At 74.0% G+C, this 18,409-nt stretch carries 18 protein-coding genes and 1 riboswitch; of the genes, 16 read left to right on the top strand and 2 right to left on the bottom strand.

The genetic code is table 11. The features are described 5' to 3' along the window. The first annotated feature begins 45 nt into the window (after positions 1-45). From JOD46_RS14680 to JOD46_RS14655, 6 genes are all read left to right on the top strand, one after another. Positions 46-357, top strand: coding sequence for an antibiotic biosynthesis monooxygenase family protein (locus JOD46_RS14680; protein ID WP_204395248.1), 312 nt, complete (start codon positions 46-48; stop codon positions 355-357). Further along, entirely contained in the window at positions 354-1,523 is a 1,170-nt protein-coding gene (locus JOD46_RS14675; RefSeq protein ID WP_204395247.1) for an FAD-dependent oxidoreductase, read from the top strand. Before JOD46_RS14680 ends, JOD46_RS14675 begins: the two co-directional genes overlap by 4 nt. A gap of 74 nt (positions 1,524-1,597) precedes the next feature. Continuing rightward, positions 1,598-1,663, top strand: a riboswitch (guanidine-III (ykkC-III) riboswitch). A gap of 11 nt (positions 1,664-1,674) precedes the next feature. Beyond that, positions 1,675-2,004 carry a DMT family transporter gene (locus JOD46_RS14670; protein WP_204395246.1) on the top strand — a complete coding sequence of 110 codons (330 nt, stop codon included), beginning with the start codon at positions 1,675-1,677 and terminating at the stop codon, positions 2,002-2,004. 163 nt (positions 2,005-2,167) lie between these two features. Then, positions 2,168-2,632 carry a hypothetical protein gene (locus JOD46_RS14665; protein WP_239562795.1) on the top strand — a complete coding sequence of 155 codons (465 nt, stop codon included), beginning with the start codon at positions 2,168-2,170 and terminating at the stop codon, positions 2,630-2,632. Further along, complete coding sequence (locus JOD46_RS14660; RefSeq protein WP_204395245.1) at positions 2,626-2,856, top strand: helix-turn-helix transcriptional regulator; 231 nt, start codon at positions 2,626-2,628, stop codon at positions 2,854-2,856. The genes JOD46_RS14665 and JOD46_RS14660 overlap by 7 nt, the downstream gene beginning before the upstream one ends. Positions 2,857-2,882: 26 nt before the next feature. Further along, positions 2,883-3,920, top strand: a complete 1,038-nt coding sequence (locus tag JOD46_RS14655) for an NAD(P)-dependent alcohol dehydrogenase (protein ID WP_204395244.1) — start codon at positions 2,883-2,885, stop codon at positions 3,918-3,920. Here JOD46_RS14655 and JOD46_RS14650 read toward each other — a convergent pair. Together JOD46_RS14650 and JOD46_RS14645 are read right to left on the bottom strand one after the other, a co-directional pair. Beyond that, positions 3,896-4,897 carry a YeiH family protein gene (locus tag JOD46_RS14650; protein WP_204395243.1) on the bottom strand — a complete coding sequence of 334 codons (1,002 nt, stop codon included), beginning with the start codon at positions 4,895-4,897 and terminating at the stop codon, positions 3,896-3,898. The two genes, JOD46_RS14655 and JOD46_RS14650, sit on opposite strands and share 25 nt — an antisense overlap. Then, a complete protein-coding gene (locus tag JOD46_RS14645) occupies positions 4,894-6,549 on the bottom strand; it encodes a dolichyl-phosphate-mannose--protein mannosyltransferase (RefSeq protein WP_204395242.1) in 1,656 nt (551 codons plus the stop codon). Before JOD46_RS14645 ends, JOD46_RS14650 begins: the two co-directional genes overlap by 4 nt. A 53-nt stretch (positions 6,550-6,602) precedes the next feature. Between JOD46_RS14645 and rsmI the strand changes: the two genes are divergently transcribed. From rsmI to JOD46_RS14595, 10 genes are all read left to right on the top strand, one after another. After that, positions 6,603-7,427 (top strand): 16S rRNA (cytidine(1402)-2'-O)-methyltransferase, encoded by an 825-nt coding sequence (rsmI, locus tag JOD46_RS14640; RefSeq protein WP_204395241.1) that lies wholly within the window; start codon positions 6,603-6,605, stop codon positions 7,425-7,427. Between the two features lie 90 nt (positions 7,428-7,517). After that, positions 7,518-8,639 carry an NADP-dependent oxidoreductase gene (locus tag JOD46_RS14635; protein WP_204395240.1) on the top strand — a complete coding sequence of 374 codons (1,122 nt, stop codon included), beginning with the start codon at positions 7,518-7,520 and terminating at the stop codon, positions 8,637-8,639. A gap of 141 nt (positions 8,640-8,780) precedes the next feature. Then, positions 8,781-9,878, top strand: a complete 1,098-nt coding sequence (locus JOD46_RS14630) for an NADP-dependent oxidoreductase (RefSeq protein WP_204395239.1) — start codon at positions 8,781-8,783, stop codon at positions 9,876-9,878. A gap of 45 nt (positions 9,879-9,923) precedes the next feature. Continuing rightward, positions 9,924-11,483, top strand: coding sequence for a methionine--tRNA ligase (metG, locus tag JOD46_RS14625; RefSeq protein ID WP_204395238.1), 1,560 nt, complete (start codon positions 9,924-9,926; stop codon positions 11,481-11,483). Beyond that, positions 11,480-12,433, top strand: coding sequence for a TatD family hydrolase (locus JOD46_RS14620; RefSeq protein ID WP_307835057.1), 954 nt, complete (start codon positions 11,480-11,482; stop codon positions 12,431-12,433). Before metG ends, JOD46_RS14620 begins: the two co-directional genes overlap by 4 nt. Positions 12,434-12,500: 67 nt before the next feature. Beyond that, positions 12,501-13,403, top strand: coding sequence for a 16S rRNA (adenine(1518)-N(6)/adenine(1519)-N(6))-dimethyltransferase RsmA (gene rsmA, locus JOD46_RS14615; RefSeq protein WP_204395236.1), 903 nt, complete (start codon positions 12,501-12,503; stop codon positions 13,401-13,403). Between the two features lie 134 nt (positions 13,404-13,537). Beyond that, complete coding sequence (locus JOD46_RS14610) at positions 13,538-14,080, top strand: hypothetical protein (RefSeq protein ID WP_204395235.1); 543 nt, start codon at positions 13,538-13,540, stop codon at positions 14,078-14,080. Positions 14,081-14,102: 22 nt separating this feature from the next. Further along, positions 14,103-15,062, top strand: coding sequence for a 4-(cytidine 5'-diphospho)-2-C-methyl-D-erythritol kinase (locus JOD46_RS14605; RefSeq protein ID WP_204395234.1), 960 nt, complete (start codon positions 14,103-14,105; stop codon positions 15,060-15,062). Between the two features lie 307 nt (positions 15,063-15,369). Continuing rightward, positions 15,370-16,296 (top strand): putative endonuclease domain-containing protein, encoded by a 927-nt coding sequence (locus JOD46_RS14600; protein WP_204395233.1) that lies wholly within the window; start codon positions 15,370-15,372, stop codon positions 16,294-16,296. A gap of 206 nt (positions 16,297-16,502) precedes the next feature. After that, a complete protein-coding gene (locus JOD46_RS14595) occupies positions 16,503-18,323 on the top strand; it encodes an ABC-F family ATP-binding cassette domain-containing protein (RefSeq protein WP_204395232.1) in 1,821 nt (606 codons plus the stop codon). Positions 18,324-18,409: the final 86 nt, after the last annotated feature.

Raw genomic sequence — 18,409 nt, 5'->3', positions numbered from 1 at the left:
ATCCTCGGCCGCGGGCTGCCAACCGGCCCCGGTAGCGTGGAACGGGTGATCCTGGAGCACGCCGTCCTGCCCGTCCTCCCCGGCCGCGAGGCCGCGTTCGAGGCTGCCTTCGCCGAGGCGCGACCCATCATCGCCGGGATGCCCGGCTTCGTCGACCTGACGCTCTCGCGCTCGATCGAGGCCCCGAACGAGTACCTGCTGCTCGTGCACTGGGAGCGGCTCGAGGATCACGACCCGGGCTTCCGCGGCTCGGCCGGGTACGCGCGCTGGCGCGAGTTGCTGCACGGGTTCTACGAGCCGTTCCCCGTGGTCGAGCACTTCCGCGAGGTCGTCGTGATCGCCGGAGGCGCACGATGAGCCCGGTGCAGGTCGAGACCGTCGTCGTGGGCGGGGGTGCCATGGGCGCCGCGACGGCGTGGCAGCTCGCCCGCCGCGGGCGCGAGGTCGCACTGCTCGAGCGGTACGAGCCCGGCCATCGCAACGGCGCGTCGCACGGCGCGTCGCGCAACTTCAACGTCGCCTACGCCGACCCGGTCTATGTGCGGATGCTCGTCGAGGCGCTCCCGCTCTGGCGCGAGCTCGAGGCCGAGTCGGCCACCTCGCTGCTCGATCTCGTCGGCGTCGCGAACCACGGTCCGGCGCCGCAGTTCGACGCCGTGCACGCCGCGCTCGGCGCGGCGGGCATCCCCGCCGAGTTCCTCCACGTCGACGAAGCGGGGCGGCGATGGCCCGGCATCCGCTTCGACACGCGCGTGCTGTTCAACGCCGAGGCCGGCCGGGTGAACGCGGATGCCACGGTCGCGGCGCTGCACGCGACGGCCGCGGCGGCCGGGGCCGACGTGCGCCATCGCACGCGCGCGACGCGCATCGAGCCGCTCGCCGAGGACCGCGTGCGCGTGGCCTCCGTCACCGACGCCGGTGTCGAGGAGGTGGTCGAGGCCCGCACCGCGGTGGTGACGCTCGGCGCATGGACCACGAAGCTCGTGGGCGGGCTCGCGCTGCCGCGTCTCGTCGTGACGCAGGAGCAGCCCGCGCACTTCGCGGTGCGCGACGAGTCGATCGCCTGGCCGAGCTACAACCACTTCCCCGGCGCCGCGGCCGACGGCTACGGCTACTGGCGCTCACCCGTGTACGGCATGCTGACGCCGGGTGAGGGCGTGAAGGCCGGATGGCACGGCGTCGGACCGGTCGTCGACCCCGACGAGCGCGACTTCCTGCCCGTTCCCGACCAGCTCGCCGACCTGCAGCGCTACGCGCGCGACTGGCTGCCGGGCGTCGACGCCGACGTCGTGACGCCGATCAGCTGCACGTACACGACCACGCCGGACGAGCACTTCGTGCTCGACCGGATCGGGCCGATCGTGGTGGGCGCCGGGTTCTCGGGCCACGGGTTCAAGTTCACGCCGGTGGTCGGACGGATCCTCGCCGACCTCGCCGACGGGACCGGGACGGCGCCCGCGCGGTTCGCGGCCGGACGGCCGACGTCGGCGGGCGGATCGCCCACGGGGCTCGCCGGCCGCTGATGCCGCCGGCTGCAGGCGGGGCCCCGAGCCATCCGGTGCACAGGGCCTGATCAGGCCCGGTTGCTAGCCTCGGTGCAGGTCGCCGACGGCGGCCCCGGACGAGGGAACCCAGTACCCGGAACGCGACAAGACTGGCCGAAGGAGTGCCGTCATGTCGTGGATCGTCCTCATCCTCTCCGGAGTGCTCGAGGCCGTGTGGGCCACCGCCCTCGGGAAGTCCGAGGGCTTCACCCGGCTGTGGCCGTCGGTCGTGTTCGGCGTCGCCCTCGTCGTGTCCATGGGCGGGCTCGCGTGGGCCATGCGCGACATCCCGGTCGGCACCGCGTACGCGGTCTGGGTCGGCATCGGCGCGGCGCTCACCGTCGTCTGGGCGATGGTGACGGGCGAGACCGACGTCTCGTGGGCTCGGCTGGCGCTGATCGCGGGGCTCGTGGGCTGCGTCGTCGGCCTGAAGCTCGTCGACGGCGGCGCGGGCCACTGATCGCGCCCGCCCTCGGCCCTCGATCCCGTCGAGGGTATGCCGAACGACGCTCGCACCGCCGTGACACCGATGTTCGGCATACCCTCGCGGCCGAGGTGGCGGGACGGGACATCCGGTGTGTAAAGAATGCTTGACATCGTGTCGCGAATGCTTGACACTGGCCATGTCAAACATTCTTCACATGCAGGAGGCGCTCGTGTCGTACGAGGAGAAGGGGACGTGGTCGTTCCTGGTGGTGGCGATCGTGGGGTACGCGGTCTACCTCTGGCTGGTGCTGCCCCAGCTCCTGAGCGGCACGCCCGTCGATCGGGTCGACTACGCCATCCCCATGCTGTGGACCATCGGCGGCGGGATCGTCGGCGGCATCGTGGCGCGGATCCTCGTGGCGATCGTGAGCCCGAGCGAGAGCACGCAGGCCGACGTGCGCGACAAGCAGATCAACCGCGCGGGCGAGCAGGTCGGCAACTCCATGGTGGTGATCGGCGGGATGGGCGCGCTGGTGCTCGCCCTGCTCGAGGTGCACTGGTTCTGGATCGCGAACACGCTCTACCTCGCCTTCGTGCTCTCGGCCGTCCTGGGGAGCCTCGCGAAGCTCGCGATGTACCACCGGGGGGTGCCCGCATGGTGAAGCCGACGAGCGTCACGAACGAGATCCGCGCACTGCGCTTCCGCCACGGCGAGATGACCCAGGCCGAGCTCGCACAGCGGCTCGGGGTCACCCGCCAGACCGTCATCGCCATCGAGCAGGGGCGGTACTCGCCGTCGCTCGAGATGGCCTTCCAGATCGCGCGGGTCTTCGGGGTGCCGCTCGACGAGGTGTTCCAGTACCCCGGAGAGGAGGCGGCGTCGTGAGCGGCGCCGCGGAAGGAGCACGGACCATGAAGGCGATCGTCCAGGAGGGCTACGGCGGCCCGGAGGTGATCCGCGTCGCGGAGGTGCCGGAGCCGGCCCCCGGCGCGAACGATGTCGCGATCCGGGTGCACGCCGCGGCGGTCCACGCCGGCGACGTGCGGATCATGCGCGGCGACCCGCTCATGATCCGGGCCGTGTTCGGACGCACCGGCCCGCGCAAGCCGATCGGCCGCGACGTCGTCGGCACGGTCATCGCGACCGGGGCCGGGGCCGAGGGGGTCGCGGTCGGCGACCGGGTCTTCGTCGAGGCCGACCAGGGCGGGTTCGCCGAAGTCGTCGTGGTCGGCGCGTCGTACGTGCGGCCCGCGCCCGCGAACCTCGACGACGAGCACGCCGCCGTCATCCCCGTCTCGGCGATGACGGCCTTGCAGGGGCTGCGCCTCGCCGACGTGAAGCCGGGCGACCGCGTGCTCGTGATCGGCGCGTCGGGCGGCGTGGGCACCTACGCGGTGCAACTCGCCGCCGGGCTCGGCGCCGAGGTCACGGGCGTCGCGAGCGCCGCGAAGGCCGACCACGTGCGCGCGGCCGGCGCGACCCACGTCGTGGACTACCGCACGACCGACGTCACCGAGCAGCCGACGCGGTACGACGCGATCCTCGACCTCGCGGGCGACCGGTCGCTCCGCGCGCTCCGGCGCATCCTCGCCCCGCGCGGCACGCTCGTCGTCGCGGCCGGGAACGGCTCGCGCGTGTTCGGCCCGCTCGGCCGCATCATCGCGGCCTCCGCGCAGAACCTGTTCACGCGTCAGCGGCTCCGGCCGCTCGCGGCCCGGCGCAACGGCGACGACCTCGAGGAGCTCCGCCGCCTCGCCGAGGCGGGCACGCTGCGGCCGGTCGTCGACCGGGTGCTGCCGCTCGACCGCGCCGCCGAGGCGCTCGCGCTGCTCGAGTCGGGCGCCGTGCGCGGCAAGCTCGCCCTCCGGGTGCTCGAGCGTCCGGCCACGCCGCCCGTGGCGGACGAGCAGGCCGCGCCCGCCGATCAGGCCACGAGCACGGCCCCGTAGGCGAGCGCCGCGACGAGCACCCACGACGTGAGGCCGACCGCTGCGGCGCGCCAGCCGGTGCGCAGCAGCGCGGCCACGCGCACCCCGGAGCCGAGCGCGAAGAGCGCCATCGCGAGCAGCGTCGTCTGCGCGCCATCCGCGGCGACGAGCGCCGCGTCGGGCACGGCGACGAACGTGCGCACGAGCACCATGGCGAGGAACCCCGCGACGAAGAGCGGCACGATCGCCGGACGCGGGCCGGCGGCATCCGTCGCCCGCCGGCGCTCGATCGAGGCCGCGATCGCGACCATCGGGGCCAGCATCAGCACGCGCGTGAGCTTCACGACGACCGCCACGGCGAGCGCGGCCGAGCCGGCCACCTGCGCGGTCGCGACGACCTGGCCGACGTCGTGCACCCCGGCGCCCACCCAGTGGCCGAACTGCTCGGCGTCGAGGCCGAGCGGATGCCACAGCGCGGGCAGCACCGCGATCGCGAGCGTGCCGCACAGCGTGACGAGGGCCACCGGATGGGCCTGCTCCTCGTCGCGCGCCCGCGTGGCAGCCGCCATCGCGCCGATCGCGGACGCCCCGCAGATCGCGAAGCCGCTCGCGACGAGGAGCGGCTCGCGGCCGGGCAGGCCGAACGCCCGGCCCAGCGCCCACGTGCCGAGGAACGCGAACACGACGACGCCGACCGTCGTGGCGACGCCCGCCCAGCCGAGCCCGGCGATGTCGACGAGGCTCAGCTTCAGGCCGAGCAGCACGATGCCGGCTCGGAGCAGCGTGCGCGCGGCGAACGCCAGCCCGGGCCGGAGCACGCCGTCGAGCGCCTCGCGGGCACGCGGGACCTGCGCGACCGTGATGCCCGCGGCCACCGCGATCGTGAGGAGCGGGACGGCCGGCACGGCCAGGTGGACCAGCCAGGCACCGGCGGCGACGGCCGCGGCGACGCCGAGGCCCGGCATCCGCTCGCCCCACCGGTCGCGCGGCGCGGTCATCCCCACCCCGGCAGCCAGAAATGGAGCTGCCGGAAGTCGGGCGTGATCGGCATCGCCGTCCACAGCGGCCAGAAGAACGCCGAGACCAGCACCGCGAACGCGAGGTAGACGCCGACCGTGGCGAGCCCGCGCACGCGCCGCCACTCGGGGTCGTCGGGCCGGCCGAGCACGAGGGCGATCACGGCGCCGAGCGCGAGCACGACATAGGGCTCGTACGCGATCGTGTAGAACTGGAACACCGTGCGCCCGAGGTAGAGCAGCCACGGGAGGTAACCGGCGGCGACGCCGATCAGGATGGCGCCGTGCCGCCAGTCGCGGTACCGCGCGAACCGGTAGGCCACGTACAGCGTCGCGAGCGTCGCGCCCCACCAGATCAGGGGATTCGCGATGCCCATGATCGACGACCAGCACTCGTCGGCGCCGCACACCGCGGTGCCGTCGGTCGCCGACGAGAAGTACATGTTCGTCGGCCGCAGCATGAGCGGCCAGGTGAGCGGGTTCGCCTGCCACGGATGCGTCGCGTGCACGCCGAGGTGGTAGCCGTAGGCCGCCTGGTGGTAGTGCCAGAGGCTCTGCAGCGAGTGCGGCACCCAGGCCCACGCGCCCGTCGCGGCGTTGCCCGGTTCGTCGGCCCAGTGCCGGTAGTAGCCGCCGTCGGTCACGAGCCAGCCCGTCCACGAGGCCAGGTACACGGCCGCCGCGACCGGGACGAAGAGCAGGAAGGTCGCCGGCCCCTGCTTGAGGACGGCGCCCGTCATCCAGAACGGCAGCCCCATCCGGCGGCGCGAGAGCGCGTCGACGAGCACGAGGTACACGCCGAAGGCCGCGATGAAGTACAGGCCCGACCACTTCACGGCCGTGGCCGCGCCGAACGCGGCGCCCGCGGCGATCACCCACGGCCGCGCCCAGATCACGGGCCCCGCGTGCGGGTCGAGCCCGGCGGCGCGATCGTCCCCGAGCCGCGCGGCCAGGCGCGCGGCGGTGCGCGCGCGGTCGAGCAGCACGAACCAGAAGCCGAGCAGGCAGAACAACATGACCCAGTTGTCCAGCAGCGCGACCCGGCTCATCACGATCGCGTTGCCGTCGATCGCGAACAGCAGGCCGACGATCACCGCGACGAGCGTCGAGCGGAAGAGGAGCCGGCCCACCATGGTCAGCGCGAAGACCGCGACGGTGCCCGCCAGCGCCGTCGAGGCGCGCCACCACACCGCGCTGTCGGCGCCGAACAGGGCCATGCCGAGCCCGATCATCCACTTGCCGAGCGGCGGGTGCACCACGTACGACGGGGCATCGGAGTAGAGGTCGGTGTCGCCGCGCGCGAAGTCCTCGTCGGCGCCCTCGGGCCACGTCGACTCGTAGCCGTGGTGCAGCAGCGTCCACGCGTCCTTGACGTAGTAGGTCTCGTCGAAGACGATCGCGTGCGGATGCCCGAGGTTCCAGAACCGCAGCACGGCGGCGAGCAGGGTCACGAGCGCCGGGCCGCCCCAGTACCACAGCGCCCGGCGGCGCGGGGTCGACATGAGGCGGGACCACCAGGCGTCGAGGCGGCTGCCGCGCGGCTCGTCGACGGGCGACGGCGTGCGGGCTCCCGCGGCCGCCGGTGCCTCGGGTGGGGGGAGCGGCGACAGCGCATCCGCCCCGTTCGCACCCATGCGCCTTACTGTAGCCGCGCGTCCCGAGCGGCCGGTGCGACAGACTGGGAGACGTGATCATCCTCGCGGCCACGCCCATCGGCAACCTCGGCGACGCCTCGACCCGGCTGCGGCAGGCCCTCGCGGAGGCCGAGGTGGTCGCCTCGGAGGACACGCGCGTGACCCAGCGGCTGCTCGCCGCGCTCGGCATCGCGAACCGGCCGCGGCTCATCGCCCTGCACGAGCACAACGAGCGGGCGCGCGCGGCCGACCTCATCGAGCTCGCGCGCGATGGCGACGTCCTCGTCCTCAGCGACGCGGGCATGCCGACCGTCTCGGACCCGGGGTTCCCGCTCGTGCAGGCCGCGGTCGAGGCGGGCGTCGAGGTCACCGCCATCCCCGGGCCGAGCGCGGTGATCACCGCGCTCGCCGTGTCGGGCCTGCCCACCGACCGGTTCGCGTTCGAGGGGTTCCTGCCCCGCAAGCAAGGCGAGCGGATGCGACGACTCGCCGACCTCGCCGGCGACCGCCGCACGCTCGTCTTCTTCGAGGCGCCGTCGCGGCTGCACGCGAGCCTCGAGGCGCTCGCCGAGTCGTTCGGTGCCGACCGCCCCGCCGCGGTCTGCCGCGAGCTCACGAAGCTGCACGAGGAGGTGCGTCGCGGGCGGCTCGACGAGCTCGTCGAGTGGGCGGCCGGGGGCGTGCGGGGCGAGATCTGCATCGTGGTCGGCGGAGCCGCGGAGGCGGCGCCGGCCGATCCGGCGGCGGCCCTCGCGCGCGTGCTGGAGCTCGCGGCATCCGGAGCCCGCCTGAAGGACGCGGCGAGCACGGTCTCGGCCGAGACCGGCATCGGCAAGCGCGAGCTCTACGAGGCGGCGCTCGCGGCGCGTCGCGACTGACTCCGCCCCCACGGCCCGGCGGTCCTCGTGCCCCTCGCGGTTCGCGCCGCGTGGGAGGAGAATCGAGTCAGCGCACGGGGGAGGTGCGACATGGCTCATGCGATCCGGTACCACCGCTACGGCGGGCCCGACGTCCTGGCCGTCGAGGAGGTCCCGATGCCGGAGGCCGGCGACGGCGAGGTCGTCGTCGAGGTCTTCGCCACCGGCCTGAATCCCATCGAGAGCGTGACCCGGCGCGGCGACGGGACGCCCGGCGACGACGGATTCCCGCGCGGACAGGGCCGCGACCTCGCCGGCGTGGTCGCGTCGGTCGGTCCGGGCGTCACGGGCTTCGCCGCGGGGGATGCGGTCATGGGCTACGTCGACGCCGGGGCGCAGGCGTCGCACGTCGTCGTGCCCGCGGGCCAGCTCATGCGCAAGCCCGCGTCGGTGCCGTGGGAGGTGGCGGGCTCGCTCTACACCGCCGGCACCATGGCGTGGTCGGCCGTCGAGGGGCTCGCCCTCACGCCCGGCGACACGGTGGTCGTCACGGCCGCGGCCGGCGGCGCGGGATGCCTCGCCGCGCAGTTCGCGCTCCTGCGGGGTGCGACCGTGGTCGGCACGAGCGCCGACGCCCGGCTGGACTTCCTCGCGCAGTACGGGATCATCCCGCTCGGCTACGGTCCCGGGCTCGCCGCGCGGGTCCGGGAACGCGCGCCCGGGCCGGTCACGGCGTTCCTGGACTTCCTCGGCGGCGAGGCGCCGGAGGGCATCGCGCTCGGCGTGTCGCCCTCCCGGATCGTGACCGTGCTCGACCGCGCGGCGGTCGAGCAGCACGGGATCGCCGCGGTGGAGCCGGGCGACCTGGTCGCGCTGCGACGGGTCACCGACCTCGTGGCGGCGCACCGCGTGCGGCTGCCGATCGCCGACGTGTTCCCCGTCGAGCGCGTCGCCGACGCCTACCGCGCGCTCGACCGGCGCGACGCCCCCGGCAAGATCGTGCTCGGGTTCCACGTCGTGCACTACGAGCAGCAGCGGGTCCGCGAGCCAGATGTGAAGGAGCAGGACGTCACGCTCGGCGTGCCGACGCCGCACGGGCACATCGACGTCGAGGAGTCCGTGCCGCCCGTGATCGGCGACGGTCGCGTCCGCGCCCGGCACCGGGCCGAGCGCGAGGAGCGCGACGCCCGTCGCGGGGAGGCGACGGACGCCGCGGAAGAGCGCCGCGACTGAGCGGTGGCGCCGGGCGGATCCATCCGGGCCGCCTCGATGCGTTTGCATCGGAATCACAGCCGGTTCCCAAGCGGCTCCCACCCGTTGTGCTCAGGATGACCCCGACAGCGAAGTCTTCGGGGGTGTGGCATGGCGCAGGCAGTGAGGTTCAGTGCATTCGGCGGGCCGGAGGTGCTCGAGATCCAGGAGGTCCCGACGCCGGAGCCCGGACCGGGCGAGGTGCTCGTCGAGGTCTACGCGGCCGGGATCTCGCCGGTCGAGACCGCCGTGCGGCTCGGCACCAACGCCGATCGGTGGCCCGTCGAGTTCCCATCCGGCCAGGGGCGCGAGTTCGCGGGGGTCGTCGCGGGCGTCGGCCCGGGCGTCACGCGGTTCCGCCGAGGCGCCGAGGTGATGGGCTACGTCGCCCGTGGCGCGCAGGCCACGCACGTCGTGGTGCCCGAGGGGCAGCTGCTGCCCAAGCCGATCTCGCTCTCGTGGGAGGTCGCCGGGTCGCTCTACGTGGCCGGCACCACCGCGCTCGGCGCGGTCGAGAGCCTGAACCTCGGCCGCGGCGACCTCGTCGTCATCACGGCCGCGGCCGGCGGCATCGGCTGCCTCGCGGCGCAGCTCGCCAAGGCGCGCGGCGCCGAGGTCATCGGTTCGACGGCGGACGAGCGGTTCGACTTCGTGCGACAGTTCGGCGTGGTCCCGGTCGGCTACGGGCCCGGACTCGCGGAGCGCGTGCGCGCGATCACGGACACGCCCGTCACCGCGTTCCTCGACTTCCTCGGGGGCCAGGCCGACGAGGCGGCCGAGCTCGGCGTGGCCCCGACGCGCGTATTCACCACCACCGACTGGGCCGCGGTCGAGGACCACGACGCCGTGAAGCTCTACGCGGGCGACACGATCGCGCTCGGCCGGGTCGCGCAGCTGGTCGCCGACCGGCAGGTGCGCCTGCCGATCGCCGACGTCTTCTCGCTCGGCGAGATCGGCGACGCCTACCGCCAGCTCGATCACCGGGACTCCGCCGGCAAGATCGTGATCGGCATGAAGCTCGTCGAGTACAAGGGGCAGAAGGTCAAGCCGGCGCGGCTGAAGCAGCAGGACGTCACGATCGGGGTGCCGACCCCGCACGACCGCGTCACCGTCGAGGACGTGCTGCCGCCCGTGATCGGCGACGGCCGTGCGCGCCGGCTGCGCACCGGCCCCATCCCGCAGGTCGTCGCGGCGGCCGCCGCGGTCCCGCCTGCGGGCTGATCCGCCGCGCGTCTCGGTCGTGCGGGCGCCCGTAGGATTGTCCGCATGGCCGACGCCTCCTCGTTCTACATCACCACGCCCATCTTCTACGTCAACGACGTGCCCCACATCGGCCACGCCTACACCGAGGTGGCGGCCGACGTGCTCGCCCGGTGGAACCGGCAGGCGGGCATAGACACGTGGATGCTGACGGGCACCGATGAGCACGGCCAGAAGATCCTCCGCACCGCGACCGCCAACGGCGTGAGCCCCAAGGAGTGGGCCGACAAGCTCGTCGCCGACGCGTGGAAGCCGCTGCTCGACACCATCGACGTGGCCAACGACGACTTCATCCGCACCACCGACGAGCGGCACGAGGTCAACGTCCAGAAGTTCCTCCAGCACCTCTTCGACGAGGGATGGATCTACACGGGCGAGTACGAGGGGTACTACTGCGTCGGCTGCGAGGAGTACAAGCAGCAGTCCGAGCTCGTCGAGGGCACGGGCGAGTACGAGGGCCAGCTGGTCTGCGCCATCCATTCCAAGCCCGTCGAGCTGCTGCACGAGAAGAACTACTTCTTCCGGATGTCGGCCTTCCAGGACAAGCTCCTCGAGCTGTACGAGTCGCGCCCCGAGTTCGTGCAGCCCGAGTCGGCGCGCAACGAGGTGGTCAGCTTCGTGCGCCGCGGCCTCGAGGACCTCTCGATCTCGCGGTCCACGTTCGACTGGGGTGTCAAGGTGCCGTGGGACGAGTCGCACGTCGTCTACGTGTGGTTCGACGCGCTCCTGAACTACATCACCGCGACCGGGTACGGGCAGGACGACGCCGAGTTCGCGCGCCGCTGGCCCGCGCAGCACATCGTGGGCAAGGACATCCTGCGATTCCACGCCGTCATCTGGCCGGCCATGCTCATGGCCGCCGGGCTCGAGGTGCCCCGCGGGGTCTTCGGCCACGGCTGGCTGCTCGTCGGCGGCGAGAAGATGTCGAAGTCCAAGCTCACGGGCATCGCGCCCGCGCAGATCACCGACACCTTCGGCTCCGACGCGTTCCGGTACTACTTCCTCTCCGCGATCCACTTCGGCCAGGACGGCTCGTTCTCGTGGGAGGACCTCGCCGCGCGCTACCAGGCCGAGCTCGCGAACGGCTTCGGCAACCTCGCGTCGCGCGTGATCGCGATGATCGGGCGGTACTGCGACGGCGAGGTGCCCGCGGGCGGCGAGCCGAGCGCGGCCGACCGCGAGATCGTGCGCATCGGGCGCGAGGCGACGGATGGCGCGTGGGCGGCGATCCAGCGCCTGCAGATCCACGAGGCCATCGCGTCGGCATGGACGCTCGTCGACGCGCTGAACGGCTACCTGACCGCCGAGGAGCCCTGGGCGCTGGCGAAGGACCCGCACGAGCGGGAGCGCCTCGAGACCGTGCTCGCCACGGCGTACCACGGCCTCGGCACGCTCGCCGTGCTGCTCTCGCCCGTGCTGCCCAAGGCCACCGCGAAGCTGTGGACCGCGCTCGGCGCCCCGGGCACCGTGCAGGAGGCGCGCATCGACCGTGCGTTCGAATGGCCCGCGGGCACGCGGGTGTCGGCGCTCGAGCCGCTGTTCCCGCGCGTCGAGGTCGCCGAGTGACCGACGGGGCCGCGCACCTGCGCACCCGCTCCGACGGCGGCCGCGCCGCCGAGTACCCGCCGCCGCCCGAACCGCTCGCGGTGCCCGTCTACGACAACCACACGCACCTCGAGATCGCCGACGGCGCGCTGCCGCTCACCGCGCACGAGCACCTCGAGCGCGCGGCCACCGTCGGCGTGGCCGGCGCGGTGCAGGTCGGCACGGATGTCGCGACCAGCCGCTGGTCGGCCGAGCTCGCGGCGCGCGAACCGCGCCTGCTCGCCGCGGTCGCCCTGCACCCCAACGAGGCGCCCGAGCTCGACGCGCGCGGCGAGCTCGACGCGGCCCTCGCCGTGATCGACCAGCTCGCCGCCCAGCCGCGCGTGCGCGCCGTCGGCGAGACCGGACTCGACTTCTACCGCACCGGCGACGGGGGCCGCGACGCCCAGTTCCGCTCGTTCGAGGCGCACATCGACATCGCCAAGCGCCACGGCGCCGCGCTGCAGATCCACGACCGCGACGCGCACGACGAGGTCGTCGCCGTGCTGCGGCGCGTCGGCGCGCCCGAGGTGACCGTCTTCCACTGCTTCTCGGGCGGCGAGGAGCTCGCACGCCTCGCGGCATCCGAGGGCTGGTACTGCTCGTTCGCGGGCAACATCACGTTCAAGAACGCCGAGAACCTGCGCGAGGCGCTGCGCGTGGTGCCGCGCGACCGGATCCTCGTGGAGACCGACGCGCCCTACCTCACGCCCGTGCCGCTGCGCGGGCGCCCCAACGCGCCCTACCTCGTGCCGCACACCATGCGGTTCATGGCCGGGGTGCTCGGGGCCGACCTCGACGAAGTGTGCGCGGCAGTCGCGGCGAACACCGTTCGCGCGTACGGGTCGTGGGGCGACGGGCTCGCGGCATCCGCCGGGGGCGCCGCCGAGGCCGCCGCCCACGCCGCCGACGCCGAACCGGGATCGGCGTGACACGGCGCGCCGCGGCCCGAGCGGGCGCGACCTGGCGCACGATCGAGACCGTGCGGGGGAGGACGGCGTGAACGCGCATCGGCACGAGGCCGACGGCGACGACCCGACGCCGCGCCTGCTCGGGCCCGCCGAGATCCGCGACCTCGCCCAGCTGCTCGAGGTCACCCCGACGAAGAAGCTCGGCCAGAACTTCGTGCACGACGGCAACACCGTGCGTCGCATCGTGCAGGCCGCCGGCGTCGAACGCGGCGAGACCGTGCTCGAGATCGGCCCGGGCCTCGGCTCGCTCACCCTCGGGCTGCTCGAGGCGGGCGCCGACGTCATCGCGGTCGAGATCGACCGGCGGCTCGCCGAGCAACTGCCCCACACCGTGAGCCTCATGCAGCCCGGCACGCATCTCACCGTCGTCCACGACGACGCCCTGCGGGTGACCGAGCTGCCCGGCGAACCCGTGCGGCTCGTCGCCAACCTGCCCTACAACGTCTCGGTGCCGGTGCTGCTGCACCTGCTCGAGCGGTTCCCGTCGCTGCGCTCCGGCATCGTCATGGTCCAGGCCGAGGTCGGGCACCGGCTCGCCGCCGAGCCCGGATCCAAGGTCTACGGCGCGCCGAGCGTCAAGGCCGCGTGGTACGGCCGCTGGCGCATCGCCGGGCAGGTCTCGCGCATGGTGTTCTGGCCGGTGCCGAACGTCGACTCGGTGCTCGTCGGCTTCGAGCGCGGCCAGGCGCCCGGCGATCCGCCCGGCACCGAGGCCGAGCGCGTCGCGGTGTTCGCGATCGTCGACGCCGCGTTCCAGCAGCGGCGCAAGATGCTCCGCCAGTCGCTCTCCGGCGTGCTCGGCGGATCGGCCGCCGCCGCGAGCGCGGTGCTCGAGCGCGCGGGCGTCGACCCGCAGTCGCGCGGCGAGCAGCTCGCCGCGCACGACTTCCTACGCGTCGCACGCGCCGCGGCATCCGCGCCCGCCGCGTAGTCGGCCCCGACGTGTGGTCGGCGCCCGCGCGTCGTCCGTCCGGGCCGCGTCGTCGGTCCCGGGCCCGTCTAGCCCGTCGACGCCCGCCGCGCGACCCCCTGCACGGGCGCCCGGCGCGGGAGTACCGTGTGGGCATGACCGACGGCAGCATCGGAAGCTCGAGCGACGCGGCCGGCGACCGCTCCGTGCGCGAGGCCACCGGCCGCTCGCGCGAGGACTGGTTCGCGACGCTCGACGACGTCGGCGCGGCCGAATGGCGGCACGCCGAGATCGCGGCCTGGCTCGCGGGCGACCAGGGCGTCGACCCGTGGTGGTCGCAGCACGTCACCGTCGCGTACGAGCAGGCCCGCGGCATCCGCGACCCCGGCCAGCGACAGGACGGCAGCTTCGAGGCGAGCGTGTCGCGCACCGTGCCGCTCGAACCCGTCGCCGCGCTCGATGCGCTCGCCGACGTGGTGACCGCCGAGACCGGTGTCGAGCCGCTGGCGCGCAACACCGGCGCGCGCCATCCGACCGCGCGGTTCCACCTCGACGGCGGCGAGTTCGTGCTCGCCGGATCGAGCCCGCGCGACGGCGGCCGCTCGTCGATCTCGCTCACCTGGGGCCGGATGCCCGACGGCTCCCGCATCGCCGACGTCAAGGCCGCGATGCGCGAGTGGCTGGCACGCGTCGGCTGAGCGCATGCCCTAGCGTGGACGCATGACCTTCCCGGCGACCGACGCGGCTGTCCACGTCCGGGCACCCGGCAAGATCAACGTGTTCATGCGCGTCGGTGCGCTCGCCGCCGACGGGTACCACGACGTCGCGACGGCGTACCAGGCCGTCTCGCTCTACGAGGACGTGCGCGCCTGGCCCGACGACGAGTTCTCGGTCGAGTTCTCGGGCTCGATCGACACGTCGATGCTGCCGACGGATGCCTCGAACCTCGCGATCCGCGCCGCGAAGCTGCTCGCCCGCCACGTGGGCGTGCCCGGCGGCGTGCGCCTCGAGATCGAGAAGCACGTGCCCATCGCGGGCGGCATGGGCGGCGGCTCGGCGGATGCCGCGGCCACCCTGGTCGCGTGCGACGCGCTCTGGGGCACCGCGCTGCCCAAGGAGGACCTGCACGCCCTCGCGGCCACGCTCGGCGCCGACGTGCCGTTCGCGCTCTCGGGCGGCACGGCGATCGGCACCGGACGCGGCGACCGGCTGAGCCCTGCGCTCGCGACCGGGTCGTTCCACTGGGTGCTCGCCGTCGCCGACTTCGGACTCTCGACGCCCGCCGTGTACCGCGAGCTCGACCGGCGGCGCGACGCCGGACTGGAGTCGTCGTGGCGCGACCAGGCGCACGGCGTCGCGGTCGGGCTCGACTCGCCCACCGTCGACTTCGCGGTGCTGCAGGCGCTGCGCGCGGGCGATCCGCGCCGGCTCGCGAGCGCCCTGCACAACGACCTCCAGTCCGCGGCGCTCTCGCTCGCGCCGGGGCTCGCCGGGATCCTCGAGCTCGGCGAGGCGAACGGCGCGCTCGCCGGGATCGTCTCCGGGTCGGGGCCCACGGTCGCGTTCCTGGTCGACGACGCCGACTCCGCGATCGAGCTGCAGGTCGCGCTGTCGGCGTCCCGCCTGACCGCGGTGCACGTGCACGGCCCGGTGCACGGCGCCCGCGTCCTCACCCGCTGAGTCGCGCCCCTTCCGCGCCGCGCTCGTTCCGCCCCGCGCCCCGCCCGTTCCGCCCTCCGCCCGTTCCGCGCCCCGCCATCCCGCCGCTCCCCTCCCATCCCTCGCCCACCCGCCCCCACCATGGCGGCGAGAGTATGCCGAACGTCGCCGAGACGACCTCCATGCCGGTGTTCGGCATACTCTCGCCGCGCGGTGGGATGCCGCATGTGGACAAGCGGACGCATTCCGGCGCCGCGCGGTGCAGGCTGACGGCGTGCGCGCGCCCCGGCCCCTGCCCCCTGAACTCCGTACCCGTTCGGCCTTCACCGTGGAGCGGGCGCGACTCGCCGGCGTCCATCCGAGCCGCCTCGATGCCGAGGACCTGCGGCGCCCGTTCCATGGGGTCCGCCAGGGGGTCGGCGTCCCGGAGACCGTCGCGAGCCGCGCGCTGGCCTACGCCGAGCGGATGCCGCCGCGGCAGGTGTTCAGTCATGTCACGGCCGCGCTGCTCTGGGGTATGCCGCTGCCGCACCGCCTGGAGCGCGACCTGCGCCTCCACGTCGCCGTCGCTCCCGGGTCGACGCGCCCGCTCGCGTCGGGCGTGGTCGGCCACGTCGTGCGCGCCGACCGACTCGGCGTCGTGGCGCTCGGCGGCCTGCGCCTCGCCTCGCCCGCCGACACGTGGTGCCAGCTCGCCAGCCTGCTCGAGGTCGACGACCTCGTCGCGGTCGGTGATTTCCTCGTGACCGGGCAGGAACCCTCCGGCCGATCGGCGGCGCTCTGCACCAGGTCGGAGCTCGAGGCCGCCATCCGGCGTCATCGCGGATGTCGAGGGGCGATACGGTTGCGGGCCGCTCTCGCGCTCGTCCGGTACGGCTCGCTGTCACGCCGCGAGACGTTCATGCGGCTCGACCTGCTGCGGGCCGGGTTGCCGGAGCCGACGCCGAATCTCGTCGTGTCCGACGCGAACGGCGTCGCGGTCGCCATGGTCGACCTCGGATTCGCCGAGTACCGAGTCGGCATCGAGTACCAGAGCGACCTGCACCGGGATCCTGCACGGTACCGCTCGGACGTGCGGCGTCTCGAACGGCTGCTCGACGCAGGCTGGCTCATCGTGCAGGCGACCGCCGACGACGTGAGCGCCGACGGGCGACTGCGGAACTCGGCCGAGTTCGCGGACCGCGTCGCCAAGCGACTCCGCGCGCGAGGATGGCGCCCCGGCGCCCGCCGAGGCGCGCCGCCCGCGGGTCCCTGACGATCCGCCGGCCCCCGCCGCGCGCCGCGCGATCCGCGCCCGATCGCCGATCGCCGATCGCCGATCGCCGATCCGAGCATCCCGGTGCGCGACGAGGTATGCCGAACGACGCCGACGCGGCGGCGTCGCCGTCGTTCGGCATACTCTCGCCCGGCGGGGGCCCGGGGCGGAGCGCGCGAAGCGCGGCCAAGTAGGCTGGGAGGCACATGGCACACCTCCTCGGCGCCGAGCGCCTGCACCTCGAGTTCCCCACGCGCACCGTCTTCGACGAGGTCACCCTCGGCATCGACGAGGGCGACCGCATCGGCATCGTGGGGCGCAACGGCGACGGCAAGTCGACGCTGCTGAAGCTGCTGGCCGGGCGGCTCGAACCGGATGGCGGTCGCGTGACGGTGCGCCGCGGCATCCGCATCGGCATGCTCGACCAGGCCGACGCGATCGACCCGGCCCTGACGGTCGCCGAGGCCGTCGTCGGCGGCATCGAGGAGCACGTCTGGGCGGGCGATGCGAAGGTGCGCGACGTCATCGCCGGGTTGCTGGCGGATGTGCCGTGGCATGGGCTCGTCGGCGACCTCTCGGGCGGCCAGCGCCGCCGCGTCGGCCTCGCGGCGCTGCTCGTGGGCGACTGGGACGTGCTGTTCCTCGACGAGCCCACCAACCACCTCGACGTCGAGGGCATCGCCTGGCTCGCGCGGCACGTGCAGGGCCGATGGGCGGCGAGCGACGGCGCGCTCGTGGTCGTCACGCACGACCGCTGGTTCCTCGACGAGGTGTGCACCGCGACGTGGGAGGTGCACGACCGGCTCGTCGAGCCCTTCGAGGGCGGCTACGCCGCGTACGTGCTGCAGCGCGTCGAGCGCGACCGGATGGCCGCGGCATCCGAGGCCAAGCGCCAGAACCTCATGCGCAAGGAGCTCGCGTGGCTGCGCCGCGGCGCGCCCGCGCGCACCAGCAAGCCCAAGTTCCGCATCGAGGCGGCCAACCAGCTCATCGAGAACGAGCCGCCCGTGCGCAATCCCGTCGAGCTCAACCGGCTCGCGGTGTCGCGGCTCGGCAAGGACGTGGTCGACCTGCTCGACGTGTCGGTGCAGTACCCGGCGCCGGATGGCGCGGTCCGGACGGTGCTCCACGAGCTCGAGTGGCGCATCGCGCCGGGCGAGCGCACCGGCATCCTCGGCGTGAACGGCGCGGGCAAGTCGACGCTGCTGAAGCTCGTGACCGGCGAGGTGCAGCCCACGACCGGCCGGGTCAAGCGCGGCACGACCGTGAAGATCGCGGTGCTCAGCCAGGAGCTCGCCGAGCTTGCGGAGTGGGCCGACGAGCGCGTGAGCGCCGTGGTCGCGGCGCAGCGCACGAGCTACACCGTCGGGTCGGGCTCGAAGGCCGTCGAGCTGACGCCGGGGCAGCTGCTCGAGCGGCTGGGGTTCACGAGTCAGCAGCTCGCCACGCCCGTGCGGGACCTCTCGGGCGGGCAGAAGCGGCGGCTCCAGCTCCTGTTGATCCTGCTGCAGGAACCGAACGTGCTGATCCTCGACGAGCCCACGAACGACCTCGACACCGACATGCTCGCCGCGATCGAGGACCTCCTCGACGCGTGGCCCGGCACGCTCCTCGTCGTGAGCCACGACCGGTACCTCGTCGAGCGCGTCACCGACCGGCAGGTGGCGATCCTCGACGGGCACCTGCGCGACCTGCCGCGCGGCGTCGAGCAGTACCTCGAGCTGCGCAGGCAGGGGCTCGAGACGCGTGCGGCTGAGCCGTCGGCTCCGCGGCCTGCGGCGCCGGCCGCAGCGGCGCAGCTCGCCGGCGCCGACCGGCGCGCCGCCGAGAAGGAGCTCGCGTCGATCGACCGCCGCCTCGAGAAGCTGCAGGGCCAGATCGCCGAGCAGCACGAGAAGCTCGCCCGCCACGACCAGTCCGACTACGTCGGGCTCGGCGCCCTCGGCGACGAGCTCACGGCGCTCGAGACCGCGGTGGCCGACCTCGAGACGCGCTGGCTCGAAGTATCCGAGCAGCTCGAGGGCTGACGCCGAAGGATCTGTGACGCCCGATGACCACGTGGTCAATACGGCGCAGATGCTTCGCCTAACGTGGAAGTGCGCCCGCGATCGCG

Source organism: Agromyces aurantiacus (assembly GCF_016907355.1).
Lineage (GTDB): Bacteria > Actinomycetota > Actinomycetes > Actinomycetales > Microbacteriaceae > Agromyces > Agromyces aurantiacus.
Note: the sequence above shows the minus strand (reverse complement) of the source record. Positions and strands in the feature narration are given on the sequence as shown.